Consider the following 19,468-nt stretch of genomic DNA (forward strand, 5'->3'; position numbering starts at 1 on the left):
CTCTCATTCATCACTTTACAACGCAAGCGATAAATAAGCAAGGAAAATATCTTGAATTCGAGATATTTTTCAGTGTGAAGCTCACACTTATATAATGCCATGCGTCGTAATTGGATATAAGTTTCCTTTAAAGGCAAAGGAAATTCTCCCTGTTTCTTCGGACACTACCATGACAAGCGCATCACTTACTTCACTTAACCCTAATGCTGCTCGATGTCTTGTACCTAATTTCTTTTCCCCCGTATATCTCTCTGACAGTGGCAGTACATTTGCTGCTGATTTAATTTGATTTTGGCTTATTAAAACTGCGCCATCATGTAGCGGATTTCCAGGAAAAAAAATAGATTCTAATAAGGAATGCGTCACTTCTGCGCCAATATGAATACCAGGCTGTATATGAGGTGTCAGCGAATCCTCCCGTTCAATCACAATTAGTCCACCGTGTCTTCTTTTAGACATATTTTGTACGCAATGCGAAAGCTCAGGATATTTTTCAGTAAACGGGGAAAGATAGCAATTTAAATAAAATGTTGCAGCTTTCATTTCAATCGTTACAAATTTCTCTTTAATTTTTTCGAAATTTCCAAGAAGACAGTTTGCATCAGTATCCATAGCTTCTACACTTTGCTGTAATGAATGAATGACCTGCAGAAGCTCTTCCTTTAATGTTTGTTTCATTGGTGAAAAATCGCAATTTGTTGGATCCACGAAAACACCCCGCTTTTCAAATTTATTATGTATTTATTTTTTAGTTTCTCTAGATGGAATTATTTTATTCGTTTTGTATTCGTTTATTCATCTTATACAGTTTTCCCATCATGTATGATTTTTGTAGATAGATATTTCATTATGAAAATGTATCCTTCTTTAAATGAATAATCTTACATACACAAAAAGAGGAATCGTGGAATTAACTTTACTTTTCGCAATTTTTTTAAATCTATTTAAATACGAGTAAAGCAACCGTTTATAAATTTTAAAGAACGAAGGCTTTACTACGAAAGAGAGTAAAGCCTCTTCTTAATGCAGTAACAGGGGTTATAATCGCAGATATTAGTTAATAATCAAGTAACTTATCTATTACTAGTTTCGTTAAATTAGGCATTATTTCCATTGTATATTTTAATTCAGTTCTTTCGTATCTGTTATGTGCGTCATAACCATATGGTCCAATATTAATTGCTGGAATATTTAGGTCTCTAATTGCATTATAGTCAACAAAATGTTTTGTTCCCCAACTTGGGTTATTGTTAATAACTGATTTTATGCTTTCTTCATCGTCATTTATAGCTACACAGCTCATGTCACAGATATAAGATATAAGGAAAATAATTTCTCTGTACGATTGGCTTATTATAATGTGGTTGAACTTTTGCAATAGCATAATCTAAAGCTACTAATAGATTTTTTTCTTTTTGATTTTTTCCAGTCACCTCTACGCGTGGTGAATAAAGTGAAGAATAAAAAATAATGATAGCTGGGCTCTTGTCCTTTGCCCATTTCCATGTTTCTTCTACGACTCTCGCTGAAAACATACGTACATCTAATTCTTTATTTTCTAATAAGTCTTCTTTAAATCTCTTCATATGCTCTTTGTAACTTTCACCAGATTGTGAAATAATCGATTGTTCTAGTTCTTCATAGAATAACACCCTAGTTACCCATGGTAATTTTGTATATTCCTGTTCGCTAATTTCACAATACCTCTTATAATGACTATTTAGATTTTTCACTACATTATTAAATGCAATTTCAGCTTGAATCTTTAGTTTTTCAAGGACATCTTTAGGAGACCATGATTGAACAAAGAAGTTATAATATACATATGAAGCAAGTGCTGTTTGAACTGTATAAGTTTCTTTAAAATCCGTTTGCTTCAACGTTACTGGTGGCATAGGTGTTTCACCTAATGATTTATCACATAGCTCCGGATTATATGCAATTTGTCTAGTTAACTCTGCTGCGATATAGTTAGGATCAAGTCCTTCAAAGCTAGACCCCACATGACTTTCAGCTCCAGTTATATAAAAAGATGGAAGTAGCTTCCCAACACTGCCTTTATAAATATATCTGTTTTCATCCTCTTCATACCTAGGTGCAACAAAATCAGAATTAATTAATGCTTCATATTCAAATCCATATTCTCCCTTAATTTTTTTCAAATCATTTAAACCCGATAATACCCCGTGCGAACTATCCTCCTCGTCACACTCAGCAAAAAACACAATATTTCCTTTCAATTCTTCAGGGTGTTCTGAATAATGCTTTAATAGATAATAATTGCTTGCAACACCGCTTTTCATATCTAGTGTTCCTCTGCCAAATAACCATTCATTCGATTCCAAATGCTTTTTAACCAACGGAGGAACCTTTTCGTGTTTTAATGCTTCTTGAAGATCATTAGGAAAACAGGCTTTCTCTTTCAAGCTATTATAATCATCTATTCCTACCGTATCGGTATGTCCCATTAATACAATGGTTTTATCACTATTTGCTTTTGTACCTCTTACAAAAGCAAATACGTTATATCTCTCAACCTCATCATCTACCGTTTGTGAAGTAAACACATAGTCTGGATTTTTTTGAAAGTATGGTAGGTTAGAAATCGTTTTCGCAAGTGATTTTGATATATCGATTTCTCCTTCGGTATTTACAATACTTTCAATATTGACAAGATCATTAGTAACTTTTAATACTTCATCATACGTTTTTAACATCATACCAACCCCTAACTTAAGATAATCATTATAAAACCTGTTGTAAAAACCTAACTGTTCTCTCTTCCTTTGGGGTTTTAAAGAATTCTGCTGGAGGTCCTTCTTCAATTATTTTTCCATCAGCTAACATAATTACTCTATCCGCAACCTCCTTTGCAAAGCCCATTTCATGCGTTACAATTACCATTGTCATACCATCTCTTGCTAAACTTTTCATAGTTTCTAATACTTCGCCAACTAATTCAGGATCTAGCGCCGATGTTGGTTCGTCAAACAGCATAACGCTTGGGTTCATAGCAAGTGCTCTTGCGATAGCAACCCGTTGCTTTTGCCCCCCAGATAATTGTTCAGGATAATAATTAGCTTTATCAACAAGCCCAACCCTAGTTAATAACTCCATTGCTTTTTTATTCGCTTCTTCTCTACTTTGTTTTTTCACCTGAATGGGTGCTTCAGTTATGTTTTGTAAAACACTTAAATGCGGAAATAAATTGAAGTGTTGAAATACCATGCCCATATTTTCTCTGACACTATTTAAATTAGTTTTTTCTATATCAATGATCTCATCGTTAATGCTTATAGTACCCTCATCTAATATCTCTAAAAAATTCATACAACGTAACAAAGTGCTTTTTCCCGAACCACTGGCTCCAATTAAAACAACTACTTCTGATTTATTTATCTCGAGGTTTATGCCTTTTAAAACCTGCAATTTACCAAATGATTTAGAAAGCGACCTCAACTTTATCATGCTTTTTCCCCTTTCCAACATCCATTCTGCTTTCAAGTTTATTAAACAATAGTGTGAATATTAGAACTAAAATTAAATAATATACGCCTACTACAAAGTATGTTTCTAAAGGCATGTAATTGTATGCTTGAGCCGATAAGGCATGGTTAAATAATTCTGAAACTGCAATATAGGCTACTAAAGAAGAATCTTTTAATCCAATAATGAATTGATTGGCCAATGCAGGAATAGCTCTCTTAAAACTTTGTGGTAAGATAATTCGTCTCATTGTTTTAAAATATGTCATTCCTAAAGATCGCCCTGCCTCCATTTGGCCCTTATCAATAGATTGAATGGCTCCTCGAAAAATTTCTGCAATATAGGCCCCAGAATGGATTCCAAGTGCAAGAGCTCCAGCTGCAAAATCAGATAGAACAAAAATACTAGAAATACCATAGTACAGGAACATAAGTTGTACGATAAGTGGCATACCACGAATAATAAAAATGTAAGCGTTAGCAATCTTTTCTAATACCTTTATATTAGAAACCTTGAAGAAGGCAAAAATCAGCCCAATAACACAAGCAATTAATAGGGAAACAACTGTTAACTCAACTGTCAAAACAGTTGCTTTTAAAAATTCAACCCCATGTTTTTCGAATATAGATGCTATATTGACTAAAAACTCCATATAAATCACCTAACCTTTTTAATTGTGTGGGTGTAGAAGGCGGACATTTATTTTGTCTTACCTTAAGCTAAAATCTGTTTAATGATGAAAAGCGCAAGTGCCCTGCTTAGCTCCGATAAGTGCTGACAGTACCTGACGAAAGTATGCTCGCACAAAGATAGATACCGAAACAATCTCAAGGAGGGCTTTGGCGATGAAACTAGACACTGTTCAAAGAAGTGAAATTGAATGAATTTTCAAACTATTTTATATAATCTCATATCCAAGAACAAGTTTAATAGCCAATTCTAGTATGTTTCTATCATACTAAGCGTTCTCCATTTCCATAATTTGATCATTCCAATAAATCTTTGCCAAACCATTTTGTACTTATTTCTTTATAAGTTCCGTCTGCAACCATATCTGCAATTGCTTTGTTAATTGCTTCTAATAACACTTGATTATTCTTATTAATAGCTACTGCAATTTCTTCTCTTTTAATCTCTTCTCCCAATGTTTGAATTTCTAGACCTGATTCTTTCATCGCCGTAATACCTACAATTTTATCTGTAATTACTGCATCTAAACGTCCTGGAGGAAGGTCTTGTAATGCATAGATCTCACTAGGAAATTCTTTAATTTTATCTGTATATTTTTTTGCATCTTCAACGTAAGTACTAGCTTGCATAACACCTATAGTTTTTCCCTTTAAATCATCTAAAGATTTGATATCTTTGTTTTTACTTGAAATAAATACTGTGGCTCCAGAAATATAATATGGAACTGAGAAGTCAACCTGTTTTTTCCTCTCCTCAGTAGCTGTCATACTCCCAATAATTGCATCATATTTCTCTCCTCGTAACCCCTGGAGGATCGTTTCCCATGGATTTGTAACAGGGTTGGGATCAAGACCAATTCGCTTTGCAATTTCGTTTCCAATTTCTACATCGAAACCAACTAATTTTTCATTTTCCTTATAGTTTAAAGGTTTTAGTAAACCACTCATTGCAAATGTTAACTTACCATCATTCACTAATTTCATATCTGCTGTTGCGCTATTTCCTTCTTCTGTTTTTCCTCCACTACTTGCAGATGTATCAGTTTGTACATTTGAATCTTTTTCTGAACACGCAACCATCAATGAAATGACTAACACCAATAAAGAATAGAATAGACTTCTCTTCATAAAAACCCATCCCCCTTGTTTTATGTTTAAGCTAATTCTCCGCCATCAATGGCAATTGTTTGCCCAGTAATATAAGCTGATTCATCTGAAGCAAGGAAGGCATATAACGCCCCTACTTCTTTTGGATCTGCATGCCGTTTTAAAGGAATCCCTTCATTTACAACCGCTAACATCTCAGGTGTATACTCAGCCTTTTGCATCGGCGTTAATACATACCCCGGACATATTGTGTTAACTCGAATTATTGGTGCCAGTTCTAATGCCATCGTTCTTGCTAAAAGATTAACACCTGCTTTTGAAGCGTTATAATCTGCATAGAATGGATGTCCCGTAACTCCGTTTGTAGATGCTGTCATGAGTATAACGCCTTTGCCCTGTTCAACCATGATTTTTGCGGCCGCTTGGGAAGTATAGAACACACCATTTAGATTAATATTTAAAACCTTATTCCATTGTTCTGGAGTAATATCAAGAAATTTAGAGCGAACGCTAATACCTGCGTTCGCTATAAAAATGTCCACTCCTCCTAAATCTTCTTTAATATTTTTAAAGACATCATTTACACTTTCAGGGTTACTAACATCCGCTACATACCCTTTAGTAATTCCAGGGTTTTTTTTTATCGACTTTTCAATACTTTCTTCATTAATATCTAAAATAGCTACTACTGATTCCTCTTCTACAAAACGTTGTGCTGTGGCTAATCCTATACCACTAGCCCCTCCTGTAATAACAACCCTCTTCTTTTCTAAACTACTATGCCTCGATCTCATTAAAACACCCCCAAATGATTTTAACTTGTTATTTCCGCCGCATTTTTCACCTTTTCTTGATATACCCTCCATGAAGTACACCATTTAGCAGGATCATCTAAATAATCTGCTTCGATTAATTGATGAATTGTGCTATTTTGCGGTGCGTTTTTAACAACTTCTGGATTTTCATATGCTTCCTTCGAAATCTGCTCAAGTGCATGGATATATTCGTCCAAGTCTGCTTTAGAATAGGATTCTGTTGGTTCTAGTGTAAATGGTTGTGGCACAATATATGGATGATGACTTGTCCAATAATGCAAACCAAAGTCTGTCATACGACGTTGTACATCCTCTGTTGTTACACCTGTTTCTTTCTCCAGCTGCTCCCAACTATAACGAACCTGCTCCAGACGTTGTCCTTGTACATAAGGTACACTTGCGCCACGAATTTTCGATACTTTACTATATAAATAGTTATTATTTAGTACAGCGATTTCTGCCACTGCTTTAAGTCCCTCTTGTCCTAAAGCTCGAATCCATGCATAAGAACGTAAGATGGTTTGTGCTACTCCGTGGAAAGCACGTACTTTTCCAATGGAGTGCTCTAATTGATCATTTAATACATACTGATCACCATTTTTTTCGACAATAGGTCCTGGTAAATACGATTTTAATTCCTCTGTTACTCCTAATGCACCCGTTGCTGGCCCCCCACACATGTGTGGCGCTGCGAATGTCTTGTGTAAATTAAAGAAACACATATCGAAACCTGCTTCTTTTGCACGTGTAATTCCTAATAAGCCGTTTGCATTCGCTTGATCGTAGTAACAGATACCACCAGCATCATGTACAATTTTTGTAAATTCTTCAATTTTCGAATTGTAAATTCCTGTATCTTCTGGGTTAGCTACGACAAAGCCAGCAGTTCTTTCGGATACAACTTCTTTTAACTTTTCAATATCAGGGAATCCATTTTCATCTGGGTGTAGGGTAATAATTTTATATCCCTTTACAACTGCCGTTGCTGCTTGAGATGGATGAGAGAAAATGGTTGTAATGATTTCATTACGTTGATCTGCCTCACCTTTAACTTCGAAATACTTACGTACAATCGATGCCATCGCAAACAACGCTTGTGTACCACCACTCGGTTGGAAAGAGAATGCATCCATACCTGAAATCTCACGCATCGCTAAATCCATATTATGAATGATTTCTAACATACCTTGTACGGTCCTAACATCTTGTAGTGGATGTAATTCCGTTATTTTGGTATTACGAATTAGTAACTCGTTAATTTTTGGAATGTACTTCATCGTACAAGTGCCTTGCCCAATTTCCACATTAAAATCCGAACCTAATGTTTCTTGTGAAAGGCGAACATAATGTCGTAAAACACGTGCTTGCCCGATTTCTGGTAAGTTCGGCTTACTTGCTCGCTTTATACTTTGCGGTAGAACTGAAACACCATCTCCCACTACATCTACAACTTCCTGGGAAGCTTGCGGTACTTCAACTCCAACTTCACCAGGCTGATGTAGTTCGAAAATAATAGGCTCATTCCACTTGGCTTGATGAAAATCTATATTTACAGACTGTCTTTGAATTTTTATCATGTTAATACTCCTTTCTGTCTCACTATTTCGTCACAACTTTTGATAAAACACTTACTAGTTTGTCGATATCTTCTTTGGTATGCACTTCAGTTACGCAACAAAGCGCCGACTGACCATATTGAGGAAACTCTTTCGATAGATCCTTCCCTCCGAAAATCTTGTGTTCTAATAATTGTTTATTGATTTCTTCTACAGTTAACCCTGTATCATTAAAGTCGATAATAAATTCTTTGAAAAATGGAGATGTGATTCTTGAACCTCTAATGTTCTTAATTTTATTAAGTTGCATCACTGCATACTGACTATTTTGCATAATTGCTTGACCTAAATCGTACATACCGTTTGGTCCCATTAACGATAAATAAACACCTGCTGTAATGCCCCATAGAGCTGTTTGCGTACCCACTGATTCTTTACCGTTTTCTCTATCTGCGAAAGACGTACGGTCATACGCAATGTCTCCAAAACCATACTCGCCTTCTTTTACGGTCGGAATAATACCAAATAATCGAGATGGGTATTCATTGATGAATGTTGGATCATTATGTGTCGCAATGAATCCAGCTTGCCCTCCGCTGAAATTCATATGCATACCTAGTGGTTGAAGATCTCCACAAACAATACCAGCTCCATATTGACTTGGTGGTGCAAGTATTCCGAGAGAAATTGGATCTACTCCTACTATCATTATCGCACCGTATTTTTTTGCAAGATTTGAAATTTCTTGGCCTTGTGATTCAATAAATCCTAGGTATGATGGATTTTCAAAATAAATCGCCGCAACATCATTCGATAATTTCCGTTCTAAATCGGTTAAATCCATTAACCCTGTGTTAAGATTAAAATTCACATCTTCAAATGTTAATTGAGGTGTACCATAGTTTGTAATTATCTTTTTTCTCTCAGGGGACACTGTATTAGCAAATAAGACCCTAGTACGTTTGGTAATACGACTAGCCATTCGAATCGATGTAGCTGCAGCCTGTGCCCAATCAAATGTTGGGACATTCACTACTTCCATATCCACAAGTTCTGCCATTAAACTTTGGTATTCAAATAAAGCTTGGAAACGGCCATGATCTTCGTAAGGTTCCCCTGCATAAGCAGTTAAAAATTCTGCTCTTTGATTCACTTCATCACATACTGCTGGTATAAAATGTTGCCAACAACCAGCCCCTAAAAAGTTAAGATATTCATTAGTACTTAAATTTTTATTTAATAGCCCTTCAATATGTCGTCGTAACTCTAATTCGTTCAAAGCTTTCGGGATATTCATCGTACCTTTATACTTTAATTTCTCTGGAATACAAGAATAGAGTTCTTTAATTGAATGCACACCAATTTCATCTAACATCTTTTGTTTTACATCAGGCACCATGTTTGGAATGTATGGATGAACTTTTTTACTCATTTAAAATACCTCCTCTGTATTTTTTATGCTAAACCGCCACCATCAACGGTTAATGTAGTTCCTGTAACCCAAGCAGATAAATCACTTGCAAGGAATAATACCCCCTTAGCAATATCTTCAGGTGTTCCCAACCTTGCCAATGGTCTATCAACCGCCGAACTACGTAAAAAACTTGATTCCTCTATATCTAGTTGTTTTGCTTCACCTCGAAGTAGCGGCGTATCTGTATCTCCAGGGCAAATACAATTTACACGAATATTCTCTGATCCATGGTCAATAGCCATAGCTTTTGTTAAATTTACAACCCCTGCTTTCGCAGCACAGTAAGATGCTGCTTTGTCTCCACCTTTTAATCCCCAACCAGAACCGGTATTGATAATACTGCCGCCACCATAGTTTTGCATAAGTGGAATTAAATATTTAGAAAGTAGATAAACACCTTTTAAAGAGACATTAATTACGGCATCCCAATCAGATTCATCTAAGTCCACCACTGTTTTTCTACGAATAATGCCTGCATTGTTAAAGAGCACATCGACTTTTCCATGTTTTTCTCCTATTAACTTCGCGACACTTTGGCAATCTTGTGAATTCGTCACATCACACTTTACAAACTCAATATCTAAGCCAGCTGCTCGAAGTGTTTCTTCTGTTTCCTTTCCCTTTTGCTGATCGATATCGAGAATGATGGTTTTAGTCCCCACCTCACTCAGTAATTTAGCGGTTGCAAGACCTATTCCCGAAGCACCTCCTGTTACAACAGCAATCTTCCCACCTAATTGAAAGTAATCTAGCAAATAAATATACCCCCTTTTTTTCTCACTATATATAAAGCAAAAATCATGCCAAGTTTAAAAAGTTGATTTTGCGAGATTCATAAATAATAAATCCTTAATTTTTTGTCACATTTGTCATTTCAAATTCCATCTTTGACAAAAAATCCAGACATTTGAATAAGAACGGTATTTGATTGTCATGACAAAAACAAGACTTTTTTAATTTTAGTTATTTAAAGTTGCTATTGTAACGACATGCGGAAAAATAAGTATTATGAAGTTTTGTTACGAGAGACAACGATGGGGAATAATGGGGTTATAAATATGGTGAAATCTCCGTTCAAAAGTAGAAAAAGCATTTAATTGTAAAGTGAGTTGAACTTAATAATTGACGGTATCAGCTACCTCTTGAAGATAAATCTGTGGTAGTAGAATAAGAGTAAACAATAAAGAGGATGGGACAAAACTAATTTGTCCTTTATGAAAGACGGATAATTTTTAAATTAACAAAGAATATAAACAGAAAACCCGAACTATTACGAAACACAGAATGAGCGTTTCATGATATAGTTCGGGTTTTTTATTGGCTAAAATCCTTTTGTCCCAGCCTCTTTAACAGTTAGCGTAACTTTTTTAATTACTTTTTAATTTTCTATAAAGAGTCCTTGTACTGATACCTAGCTCTTCTGCAACACGTTCCTTGCCCGCAGCATCATTTCCGTACTCAGATAGTTTTTGGTTTATTATTTCCATTTCCATAGTTCTTAACAACTGAGGCGTTACGTGAGAATTTTGCATTCTATTATGCTCGATAATATAACTTGGTAGACTTTCTTTAGTTAATTGCAAGGAATCTTCCATTACCATACTGTACTCTAAAACATTTTCTAATTCCCGGATGTTACCAGGCCAATGATAAGCATTCAATTCTTCTAAAAATTCATCTGAAAAATCCTTTATAAATTTACCTGTTTTATGCTGAACCTTTTCCAGTAATGTAGAAATTAAGTAATCCATTTCACCTTTTCTTTCTTTTAAAGGTGGCAAAGTTAAAGGAATAACATTTAATCGATAGTATAAATCCGCCCGAAACTCTCCCTTTTTCACCATTTCTTCTAACGGTCTATTTGTTGCAGCAATAATTCTTACGTTTACCTTTCTAGGCTCAATTGCTCCCACTCTATAAATAAGACCATTCTGTAAAACTGTTAGTAGTTTAGCTTGTAGATGCAATGGTAATTCTGTAATTTCATCAAGAAATAAGGTACCTTTATCTGCAACTTCAAAATACCCCTGTTTCCCTTTTCTCCTAGCGCCAGTAAATGCCCCTTCCTCATAGCCAAATAATTCACTTTCAAATAAAGCTTCTGGAATACTAGCACAGTTTAACTCCACAAACTTACCTTTATGTGTAATACTGTTTGAGTGAATATACTTAGCTAACAAACTTTTTCCAGTCCCCGTTTCTCCAGTTATGACTATTGAAGATGAACTATTTGCAATACTATTTAGTTTGCTTTTAATAAATTGAAAATGGGGAGCATTGCCCAGCGCATACTTTGTGTCAAATCCATTTTTTGTTTCAAATAATAAATAAGATCCTTCACTATTTAGAACATTGATAACAATTTCACCTAAACGAGCTAACCAGTATTGATATTTTTTTTGTTCAGTAGATAATTTTTTTTCACCCTCATCTGTAAAACTTACAAACGTTAAATAGCCAAAATGCCGACCGTCTTTGACTAAGTTCATAAGTATTTCTACTTTGGAAGGACAATTGTTTTGAAACCTACACCCCGAACATGTTTTCATTTTTCCAGGTCTCTGCACGTATTGAATTGGCTCAGAGTAGTACTTTTGAAAAAATGGTAAATGTACTTGCACTCCTTTTCGTTTTCTATATTCATCAGTGGCTATAAAAATTTCACCTTCTGAAGTAAAATAAGCTACTTCCACTTGTAACAAGTCTCCAAATATATTAATTATAGATTGTACTAACTTTTCACCATTTAACATAACATCGTCCTCTCAGACCATTTTCTTAATAATATAAATTTAATCTAAAAAGCTTTAGTATTTATGCTTTTTTAAGAAAATTAAAATCCCAGAATTCTCATGTATATCATTGAGATATTGGAATTTTATATTGATATCCTTAACGGCATTTGCTAATGGTATCCCTCAATGAAAAAACTTTCGATTTATTGTATAGAATTCACTACTTTCTATTATTTTGAACACACAACTTTTTTAAGTCAAGCAAGACAGACGTAGCTCCGATATTTCCACGAAACTATTTTCTATTAAACGTTAATTATTTCCAATTAATGTATGAGTTATAACGACTATATCAGACATAACATTCACCTCTATTATATATAAATTTCGCAAAAAAGGTTTCGTACCTTTAAAAATCGTTCAACAAATACAGACATAATAAGTTGAATATTGTTAGAAATAGTTACTTTTTAAATATAAAATCAAAAAATGAGCCATACAAAAGTTAATTGGATGACTAATCACTAAGTCTATAAATTTTAAGAGGGTGTCATATAAGTGAGGACTCTGAAGTACGGAAAAACGATGCTTGATATTTTATTCTCGCGCGGAAGAACTTAAACAGCTTCACAAAATAATTAGTGATTACAACTTACCTATTAGAAGTGAAGATACTTTTGAAAAACAAGCGGTGGAGGTTAGCGATATTTATAGGGAAAGTAAAGACCAATGATATGACTGGAAAATAGTACGGAGACGCCTTAAACTATTATCCAAAATAAAAGGGACATCAACTTCCATTGCAATTGCAGTAAAAGAAAATTACCAGTGGATAAAGGCGGTCTTTGTTCATAAAGCACCTTTTCACTTTTTGTTCTATTTGTAATTGGAGTTATATTATTCAGAACTAAAAAGTCCAAAAAGTGTATCCATTAGCTTATCTAATGGATACACTTTTTGTTTTAGCTTACATTTGTCCAGCACGAATTTTCTTAATAATGCTAAATGTCGTGTAGGCAGCAGCCGGCGCAAGTACAAAAATAAAAATAAGCCAAACCGTTAAGTTATCCGTAGCTTTTAACGTGTCATAATTTGAGATAACAAAAAAGATAAGTCCAAATAGTAATAAATAGCTCAGCACATTTGGAAAAATAACAATTAATCGTAATAGTGCTGGTGGCATTTTTTGCTGATTCATATTAAACCACTCCCCTTTAGTCAATTATACGAAAATCTACTATTTAGTGCATTATTTTTCTCCAATATTCTAAATCTTCATATTACATTAATTTCTACATTGTATATAGCCTTTTTTCAATTGATAAGTTTGGACAATTTAAATCAATCATGCCTCGGCATAATTCCGTGACATCCTCCGGAGGCTTTGGGCCAACGGATGTTTTTCGCGCGAAAGCGGAGCGTCAGCAGCGTGATGTTGGTCACTCAGTCATGTGTTGTTGTTGTTGTTGCTGTCGCTTTCGCACAGATAAAACTATGTTGCTGTCGTTTCGCTTTCGGTACAAAAGACATTTGCTGAAAAAAGTTAAATAATAGCCTTGCTATATTAATGTAGCAAGGCTATCCAAAGTTGTTTATTGAAGTCTATGCATTCACAAACTATTGTTTAATCTTTTTTTAGATGGAACAAATAGAGTTAAAACAAATGCAAGTATCGCTAAGATTGTCATGAAATAATAAGCATCACTTGAACCTAAAATGGAAGCAAGTGTACGAATACCTTCAGCCGTAGCATTTGGTGATTCTGCTAGCAATGTTTTCGCATGGTTTGTAGTCTGTGATGTGAAAATTGTAATAACGACAGCAGATCCTATTGCACCTGCAATTTGACGTAATGTATTATTCACTGCTGTACCATGCGTTACAAGTGTCTTAGGTAAGGCATTCAAACCAGCTGTGTTCAATGGCATTGTGATAAAACTCAACCCTATACGTAGAAAAATGGTACGTATCATTAAAAAGCTATAGGTTGTTGTTTCTGTTAAATCTGTTACAACCCACATAGAAGGAATGACAAAAATCAAACCGATAATAAATAACGGTTTTGCACCAAAACGGTCATACATTTTCCCTGTCACTGGAGACATAAAGGCATTTACAAGAGCACCCGGTAATAATAATAAACCAGCGTCTAATGCCGTAAACCCTCTTCCATTTTGCAAGTACATTGGTAATAAAATCATATCCGCATACATCATCATTGTGACAATAATGTTGATGATGGACGTTAGTGTAAATAATTTATTGTTAAAAACGGATAAGTTGAGAAGTGGATCAGAAGATTTAATTTGGCGAAGACAGAATATTACCGTAGTCACTACTCCCGCAAGGATAGAAGCGATTACTACTTTATCATCCCAACCATGGCTTCCTGCATTACTAAAACCATACAAAATAAGACCAAAGCCAATTGTTGATAAAATAACACTCACGACATCTAACTTTGCTTTTGCTGTTTCTGAGACATTAATTAAATATTTCATAGCCATGAATATAACGATCACGACAAATGGAATGATACCGATAAATAACCAACGCCATGAATAATAATCTATTACAAAACCTGCTAATGTTGGTGCAATGGCTGGAGCGAAAATCATAGCTAGCCCAATTAACCCCATCATACTGCCTCTTTTTTCAGGAGGGAAAATAAACATTACGATGCTCATTAGCAACGGCATAATAATTCCTGCACCTATTGCTTGAATCATACGACCAATTAGTAAAGTGGTGAAGTTCGGAGCTACTGCACAAAAAATAGAGCCTACTAATAAAAACAGCATTGAACTTATAAATAATTGGCGTGTTGAAAAACGTTTCATTAAGTATGCTGTAATAGGGACTAGCACCCCGTTAACTAACATAAAACCAGTAGCTAACCACTGAACGGTTGTAGCAGAAACGGAAAATACGTCCATTAAATTACTTAATGCAACGTTTAACAGCGTTTGATTTAGTGTAGATAAAAAACACCCGAAAATTAAAACTGTTAATAGTACTTTTTTATTTATCGATTCCGACATTACATTCTTCCTCTTTCCACTTGTTTTATTAACACTATGTCAATAAAATAGATAATAACACGTTTGTTTTTTGATTCCTATTTACAATTTTTCAAGAAGTGTCAATTAAACAACAAAATTAAAAATAGTATTAATTAAATTTGCATTTAATAGATAAAGGAGAATTAAATTGACTACACACAAAAAACAAGACCCACGAGCTATTCGCTCGAAACGGGTATTTAAAGAAGCTGTCGTAGATATATTAATCGAAAACCCAGATATTTCGAAACTTACAGTACAAAAAATAGCCCAACGTGCAGAGCTAAATCGAGCAACTTTTTATTTACATTTTATAGATATTAATGATTTATTAAAGCAAGTAGTTTACGATATGTTCGACGACTTGTTGTCGGAAATGTCTCCAACTTTACAAATTGATAATTTAAATAATCAAGAACAATTAATTACGTTTTTAGATTACTTTTATAAGCATAGAAAAATTTTAGCTGTGCTATTTGAACATCCTGGTTTCATTAAAAAAATGCATATGACATTAAAGGACTTGATTGTCATACAACGTAAAAATGAAGGCGCTGACAGTACTCTATCAATGGATATTCTCGCCTCTTCAATACTTGGGATACTCATGTGGTGGCTCAGAAACGGGGTTCATTTTAGCTCCGAATATATCGCAAATCAAATTCTTGAATTATATCGATAAACGGGTGATTTCTTCTGATGGCTGTACCAATAATTTTCAACCCCAACTTTTGATGAAGAGCAAAAAAGCTTGTTACTTTTTGGCTGTAACAAGCTTTATAAACTCATTAACATTCGTGGCTGCCGCTTCGCTTTCGCACAGAAAACATTTGTTGCTGCCGCTTCGCTTTCGCACAGAAAACATTTGCTGAATTAAGATAAAAGTACCTTATAAATGATGCTTCATTTATAAGGTACTTTACGTTTTTGATTAATTTAGTATATTGTTATTCCATGTAAATACTGATTGATCGGATGTCAGGAAAGTTTGTGGGAATATCTCCTGTGCATCTGCTAAAAATTTCGGTAAATCATGTGGTAAAAAGCGAGCACTTAAATGGTTCAGAAGTAAATAGTTCGCGCCTGCTTGTTGTGCCACTTTTGCCGCTTCGACATTTGTAGAGTGTCCATAGCTGGCTGCTAAATCTGTCGTCGTGCCATCAAAGGTCGCTTCATGAATAACGATATCTGCCCCATAAGCTAAGGAAACAGCCTCCGGACAGTATTTTGTATCGCCTAATATCGTGAGCGTAAAGCCTTTTTTCGGAGGAGCAACGACATCTTTTGCATAAACTATAGTGCCGTCTGCAAGCTCAATATCTTTCCCAGCTTTTAATTGTCCTAAGCTAGGGCCTTTAGGAACACCTAGAGCCTGTGCTTTTTCTATTAACAGTTCACCAGGCAAATCTTTTTGCTCAATACGGTAGCCGAAGCATGGAACTACATGTCGCAATTCACTTGCGCTCACTGTAAAATGTTCATCCTCATAAATAATACCTTCATTGACTTCAACAAATTGTAATGGATAGGTTAAATGCGTTTTTGACAAGGCTAAGGTTTGCTCAATCCATTGCTGTAAACCTTGTGGACCAAATATCGTTAATGGCTCATCTCCACCTTGAAATGAACGAGAGCTTAAAAAACCAGGTAAACCGAAAATATGATCACCATGTAAATGTGTAATGAATATTTTCGTTACTTTACGTGGCTTTAACGATGTGTGCAAAATTTGATGTTGGGTCGCCTCGCCACAATCAAAAAGCCACATTTCCCCCACTTCATCTAAAAGCTTTACCATTAGGGCACTTGTATTTCTTTCCTTTGAAGGCATTCCTGCGCCTGTTCCTAAAAAATGTAGTTGCACATATGCCACCTCACTTCTATATCTATATCGCTTTATTGTACCCTATCGCTCCCAATAAAAAAAACCTTTGGTCACTAGTTTTGTCCAAAGGTTTAATAATTATTTCGGCTCCCATGATACAAGTGCCGCATGGAAATCATGACGATAATAATAACGCCCGTTCTTTTCCTCAATAAATGGCAAAAGCGACTCCTCAACATGTGCTCTATTAAAAGTATCGTTTAATATTTTTTTACTTTGTGTTGTTACAAGTTGCTCAAAGCTGTCATATTCATACACTCGCTCTAAAGGGATGATTTTGCACTCTGCATAAATATCCATTTCATAGAGTAAATTTAAAAATTCTATATAATCTCTTCGTGGAAATTTAATATCGTAGCCATACTTTTCATATAAAATTTCATAATGGGGTTGTATCGGCCCTGTCGTCATACCAATAATTGCACGCTTTTTAGCTAGACGATTCATATGGCAAAGGGCGGATTTGATGTCATACATACGATAAAAACAATTGACACCAATGACTATATCGTGCGTTTTTACCTCATCTTCAGCAAGGCTTTCCCATTTTGCATGAAGATAAGAAACATGTTGCTTGTCTTCCATGCAATTTTCTAAATAGCTAAGAATACTTTCTGAGCTATCTACACAAGTTAGCTTTCGCACATGATCAGCTAGTGGAAATGTATAATTGCCCCAGCCTGGACCAATTTCCAATACCGAGTGCTCGGTTTGGATACTTTTTTTAATTTCTTGAAAAATTTTTGCTGCATAAGGATCTGTTTGTCCTGTCCTTTTACGGGCGATGGACTGCGCCCAAAACTGCTCCTCTAGTTGATCATTGACCATTCTTTCAGGCATTTGGCCATGCCAGTCTTTCATACCTTCCTGCCATAACGCCTCATAATCAATGGCTAACGGTCCTTTTCTTGTCATACTTGTACCTCTAAATTCATAATTTCGTATACTTTTTTCATATCAAGATTCGCACGCACATGCTTTGCAAGCATATTGTAAGCGTCCTCTCTACGTTCTGCGTCACTTTTTACATCACTTGGTAAAGTAGCGAGGCCCTTTTTCACGCGAATGTCGTTGATGAGCTGTCGTGTAAAGGTACGATTATGGAATAAACCATGGAAATATGTTCCGATCACTAGTTCATCGGCACTTACTGCCCCATCTACGCGCCCATCTGCAAGCTGTAAAAATGGTGATACTTCATCACGTAAAATTTTTGTACGTCCTAGATGAATTTCATAACCAGTAAACGTGTCCTGCCCTCTTGTTCCAGTCATTTGAACAGTCTTTTTATCGCCAACAAATACAGTTTCCATTGGCAATAATGCTAGACCTTGCGCTGAATCGCCATTTCCTTCTACAGCATCTGGGTCTAATAACGTTTCGCCAAGCATTTGGAAGCCACCGCAAATGCCAATAATTTTTGTCCCTCGTGCGCGTAAATTAGCTATCGCTTGATCGAAGCCCTGCGCCTTTAACCAAGCTAAATCATCTATAGTACTTTTTGTTCCAGGTAATATAAGTAAATCGGGCGTCCCAAGCTCATTGACATTGCCAATTAAACGGACACCAACCTCTGGCTCATCAAAAAATGGATCAACATCTGTAAAGTTTGAAATGCGCGGCAAGCGAATCATGGCCACATCCACAGCAAACTCTCCAGGCTTTGGCTTTTTAAAGCGTAATGAAGATAATGCTAGTGAGTCTTCAGCCTCAATATTGACCTCTACATACGGTACAACTCCAAGGACAGGAATCCCCGTTTCACGCTCTACCCATTCAATGCCATCATCAAGTAACTCACGCATTCCTCTGAATTTATTAATTACCAACCCTTTTACACGTGCGCGTTCTGCATCGTCAAGTAATGCGAGCGTTCCAACAATCGATGCAAATACTCCACCTCGATCAATATCAGCGACTAGCACAACCGCTGCATCTGCTAGATGAGCCATACGCATATTGGCTATATCACGGTCTTTCAAATTAATTTCTGCCGGACTTCCCGCCCCTTCAAGGACAATGACATCATATGTATTTTGTAAAGTTCGCACTGACTTTTCAACGATTGGCATCGCTTCTTGGACGAATTGATTACGATAACTTTTGGCGTCCATATTTAAAAAATGCTTACCATGAACAATCACTTCCGAAACCATATCCTGCTTTGGTTTTAGCAATATCGGATTCATATCCGTAGTTGCGACAACACGTGCCGCCTCTGCTTGTACACCCTGTGCACGGCCAATTTCTCCGCCATCTTGAGTTACAAACGAGTTAAGGGCCATATTTTGTGATTTAAACGGTACAACCTTTATCCCATCATCAGAAAAAATACGGCACAGCGCAGTACAAATCATACTTTTCCCTACATCAGAAGCCGTTCCTTGAATCATGATAGATTTTGCTGGCATAGTCTTTTCCCTCCCTTATGTATAGTTGAAGCGCGGGGGCAGAATTTACTTCGCGGGTGTTCCTACTCGTTCCGCGGGTTTTTCCCCTCAAAGCGCGGGTATTCTGCTTCGTTCCGCGGGTATTTCTCCTCAAAGCGCGGGTATTTTGCTCCGTTCCGCGGGTATTTCTCCTCAAAGCGCGGGTATTTTGCTCCGTTCCGCGGGTATTTCTCCTCAAAGCGCGGGTATTTTGCTCCGTTCCGCGGGTA

The 19,468-nt window shown here is 35.9% G+C and carries 17 protein-coding genes and 1 pseudogene; 2 read left to right on the forward strand and 16 right to left on the reverse strand.

Features of this window, described 5'->3' with window-relative positions; all coding sequences use genetic code 11:
• Window positions 1–87: 87 nt before the first annotated feature.
• From cdaS to ACFXN8_RS02165, 10 genes and pseudogenes are all read right to left on the reverse strand, one after another.
• Window positions 88–708: a sporulation-specific diadenylate cyclase CdaS gene (gene cdaS, locus ACFXN8_RS02120; RefSeq protein ID WP_386842427.1), complete on the reverse strand. Its 621-nt coding sequence runs from the start codon at window positions 706–708 to the stop codon at window positions 88–90.
• A 349-nt stretch (window positions 709–1,057) separates the two neighbouring features.
• A pseudogene (locus ACFXN8_RS02125) lies at window positions 1,058–2,717 on the reverse strand (M20/M25/M40 family metallo-hydrolase).
• 28 nt (window positions 2,718–2,745) lie between these two features.
• A complete protein-coding gene (locus ACFXN8_RS02130; protein ID WP_386842429.1) occupies window positions 2,746–3,468 on the reverse strand; it encodes an amino acid ABC transporter ATP-binding protein in 723 nt (240 codons plus the stop codon).
• Window positions 3,443–4,138: an amino acid ABC transporter permease gene (locus ACFXN8_RS02135; RefSeq protein WP_386842431.1), complete on the reverse strand. Its 696-nt coding sequence runs from the start codon at window positions 4,136–4,138 to the stop codon at window positions 3,443–3,445. Before ACFXN8_RS02135 ends, ACFXN8_RS02130 begins: the two co-directional genes overlap by 26 nt.
• A gap of 334 nt (window positions 4,139–4,472) precedes the next feature.
• The gene (locus tag ACFXN8_RS02140; RefSeq protein ID WP_386842433.1) at window positions 4,473–5,303 is read right to left on the reverse strand and encodes a transporter substrate-binding domain-containing protein; all 831 of its coding nucleotides are present in this window, start codon (window positions 5,301–5,303) and stop codon (window positions 4,473–4,475) included.
• A 26-nt stretch (window positions 5,304–5,329) separates the two neighbouring features.
• Window positions 5,330–6,076 (reverse strand): SDR family NAD(P)-dependent oxidoreductase, encoded by a 747-nt coding sequence (locus ACFXN8_RS02145; protein ID WP_386842435.1) that lies wholly within the window; start codon window positions 6,074–6,076, stop codon window positions 5,330–5,332.
• A 20-nt stretch (window positions 6,077–6,096) separates the two neighbouring features.
• Entirely contained in the window at window positions 6,097–7,674 is a 1,578-nt protein-coding gene (gene gcvPB / locus ACFXN8_RS02150) for an aminomethyl-transferring glycine dehydrogenase subunit GcvPB (RefSeq protein ID WP_386842437.1), read from the reverse strand.
• A 22-nt stretch (window positions 7,675–7,696) separates the two neighbouring features.
• A complete protein-coding gene (gene gcvPA, locus ACFXN8_RS02155) occupies window positions 7,697–9,085 on the reverse strand; it encodes an aminomethyl-transferring glycine dehydrogenase subunit GcvPA (RefSeq protein ID WP_386842439.1) in 1,389 nt (462 codons plus the stop codon).
• A gap of 23 nt (window positions 9,086–9,108) precedes the next feature.
• Entirely contained in the window at window positions 9,109–9,882 is a 774-nt protein-coding gene (locus tag ACFXN8_RS02160) for an SDR family NAD(P)-dependent oxidoreductase (RefSeq protein WP_386842441.1), read from the reverse strand.
• 612 nt (window positions 9,883–10,494) lie between these two features.
• A complete protein-coding gene (locus ACFXN8_RS02165; protein WP_386842443.1) occupies window positions 10,495–11,880 on the reverse strand; it encodes a sigma-54 interaction domain-containing protein in 1,386 nt (461 codons plus the stop codon).
• 571 nt (window positions 11,881–12,451) lie between these two features.
• Here ACFXN8_RS02165 and ACFXN8_RS02170 point away from each other — a divergent pair.
• Window positions 12,452–12,595, forward strand: coding sequence for a DUF6097 family protein (locus tag ACFXN8_RS02170; RefSeq protein WP_386842445.1), 144 nt, complete (start codon window positions 12,452–12,454; stop codon window positions 12,593–12,595).
• A gap of 234 nt (window positions 12,596–12,829) precedes the next feature.
• Here the strand turns inward: ACFXN8_RS02170 and ACFXN8_RS02175 are convergent, their stop codons facing one another.
• Both ACFXN8_RS02175 and ACFXN8_RS02180 read right to left on the reverse strand, forming a co-directional pair.
• Window positions 12,830–13,060, reverse strand: a complete 231-nt coding sequence (locus ACFXN8_RS02175) for an acyl-phosphate glycerol 3-phosphate acyltransferase (RefSeq protein ID WP_349661459.1) — start codon at window positions 13,058–13,060, stop codon at window positions 12,830–12,832.
• A gap of 412 nt (window positions 13,061–13,472) precedes the next feature.
• Window positions 13,473–14,903: a DHA2 family efflux MFS transporter permease subunit gene (locus ACFXN8_RS02180; RefSeq protein ID WP_386842448.1), complete on the reverse strand. Its 1,431-nt coding sequence runs from the start codon at window positions 14,901–14,903 to the stop codon at window positions 13,473–13,475.
• Between the two features lie 169 nt (window positions 14,904–15,072).
• Between ACFXN8_RS02180 and ACFXN8_RS02185 the strand changes: the two genes are divergently transcribed.
• Entirely contained in the window at window positions 15,073–15,606 is a 534-nt protein-coding gene (locus ACFXN8_RS02185) for a TetR/AcrR family transcriptional regulator (RefSeq protein WP_376070767.1), read from the forward strand.
• Between the two features lie 249 nt (window positions 15,607–15,855).
• On the opposite strand, the gene rnz is transcribed toward ACFXN8_RS02185, so the two are convergent.
• The 4 genes from rnz to ACFXN8_RS02205 all read right to left on the reverse strand — a co-directional run.
• The gene (gene rnz / locus ACFXN8_RS02190) at window positions 15,856–16,788 is read right to left on the reverse strand and encodes a ribonuclease Z (protein WP_376070764.1); all 933 of its coding nucleotides are present in this window, start codon (window positions 16,786–16,788) and stop codon (window positions 15,856–15,858) included.
• A 99-nt stretch (window positions 16,789–16,887) separates the two neighbouring features.
• Entirely contained in the window at window positions 16,888–17,724 is an 837-nt protein-coding gene (locus ACFXN8_RS02195) for a class I SAM-dependent methyltransferase (protein WP_376070762.1), read from the reverse strand.
• Complete coding sequence (locus ACFXN8_RS02200) at window positions 17,721–19,220, reverse strand: cobyric acid synthase (protein ID WP_376070759.1); 1,500 nt, start codon at window positions 19,218–19,220, stop codon at window positions 17,721–17,723. The genes ACFXN8_RS02195 and ACFXN8_RS02200 overlap by 4 nt, the downstream gene beginning before the upstream one ends.
• 62 nt (window positions 19,221–19,282) lie before the next feature.
• On the reverse strand, window positions 19,283–19,468 hold a 186-nt coding region (locus ACFXN8_RS02205; protein WP_386842451.1), incomplete at its 5' end, for a hypothetical protein.

The organism is Lysinibacillus sp. NPDC059133 (assembly GCF_042755925.1).
In the GTDB taxonomy this organism is placed as follows: domain Bacteria; phylum Bacillota; class Bacilli; order Bacillales_A; family Planococcaceae; genus Lysinibacillus.

Coding starts and splice junctions, on each gene's coding strand:
- ACFXN8_RS02130 (WP_386842429.1), bottom strand. CDS start 3,468: ATGATAAAGTTGAGGTCGCTTTCTAAATCATTTGGTAAATTGCAGGTT.
- ACFXN8_RS02135 (WP_386842431.1), bottom strand. CDS start 4,138: ATGGAGTTTTTAGTCAATATAGCATCTATATTCGAAAAACATGGGGTT.
- ACFXN8_RS02140 (WP_386842433.1), bottom strand. CDS start 5,303: ATGAAGAGAAGTCTATTCTATTCTTTATTGGTGTTAGTCATTTCATTG.
- ACFXN8_RS02145 (WP_386842435.1), bottom strand. CDS start 6,076: ATGAGATCGAGGCATAGTAGTTTAGAAAAGAAGAGGGTTGTTATTACA.
- gcvPB (WP_386842437.1), bottom strand. CDS start 7,674: ATGATAAAAATTCAAAGACAGTCTGTAAATATAGATTTTCATCAAGCC.
- gcvPA (WP_386842439.1), bottom strand. CDS start 9,085: ATGAGTAAAAAAGTTCATCCATACATTCCAAACATGGTGCCTGATGTA.
- ACFXN8_RS02165 (WP_386842443.1), bottom strand. CDS start 11,880: ATGTTAAATGGTGAAAAGTTAGTACAATCTATAATTAATATATTTGGA.
- ACFXN8_RS02175 (WP_349661459.1), bottom strand. CDS start 13,060: ATGAATCAGCAAAAAATGCCACCAGCACTATTACGATTAATTGTTATT.
- ACFXN8_RS02180 (WP_386842448.1), bottom strand. CDS start 14,903: ATGTCGGAATCGATAAATAAAAAAGTACTATTAACAGTTTTAATTTTC.
- ACFXN8_RS02195 (WP_376070762.1), bottom strand. CDS start 17,724: ATGACAAGAAAAGGACCGTTAGCCATTGATTATGAGGCGTTATGGCAG.
- ACFXN8_RS02200 (WP_376070759.1), bottom strand. CDS start 19,220: ATGCCAGCAAAATCTATCATGATTCAAGGAACGGCTTCTGATGTAGGG.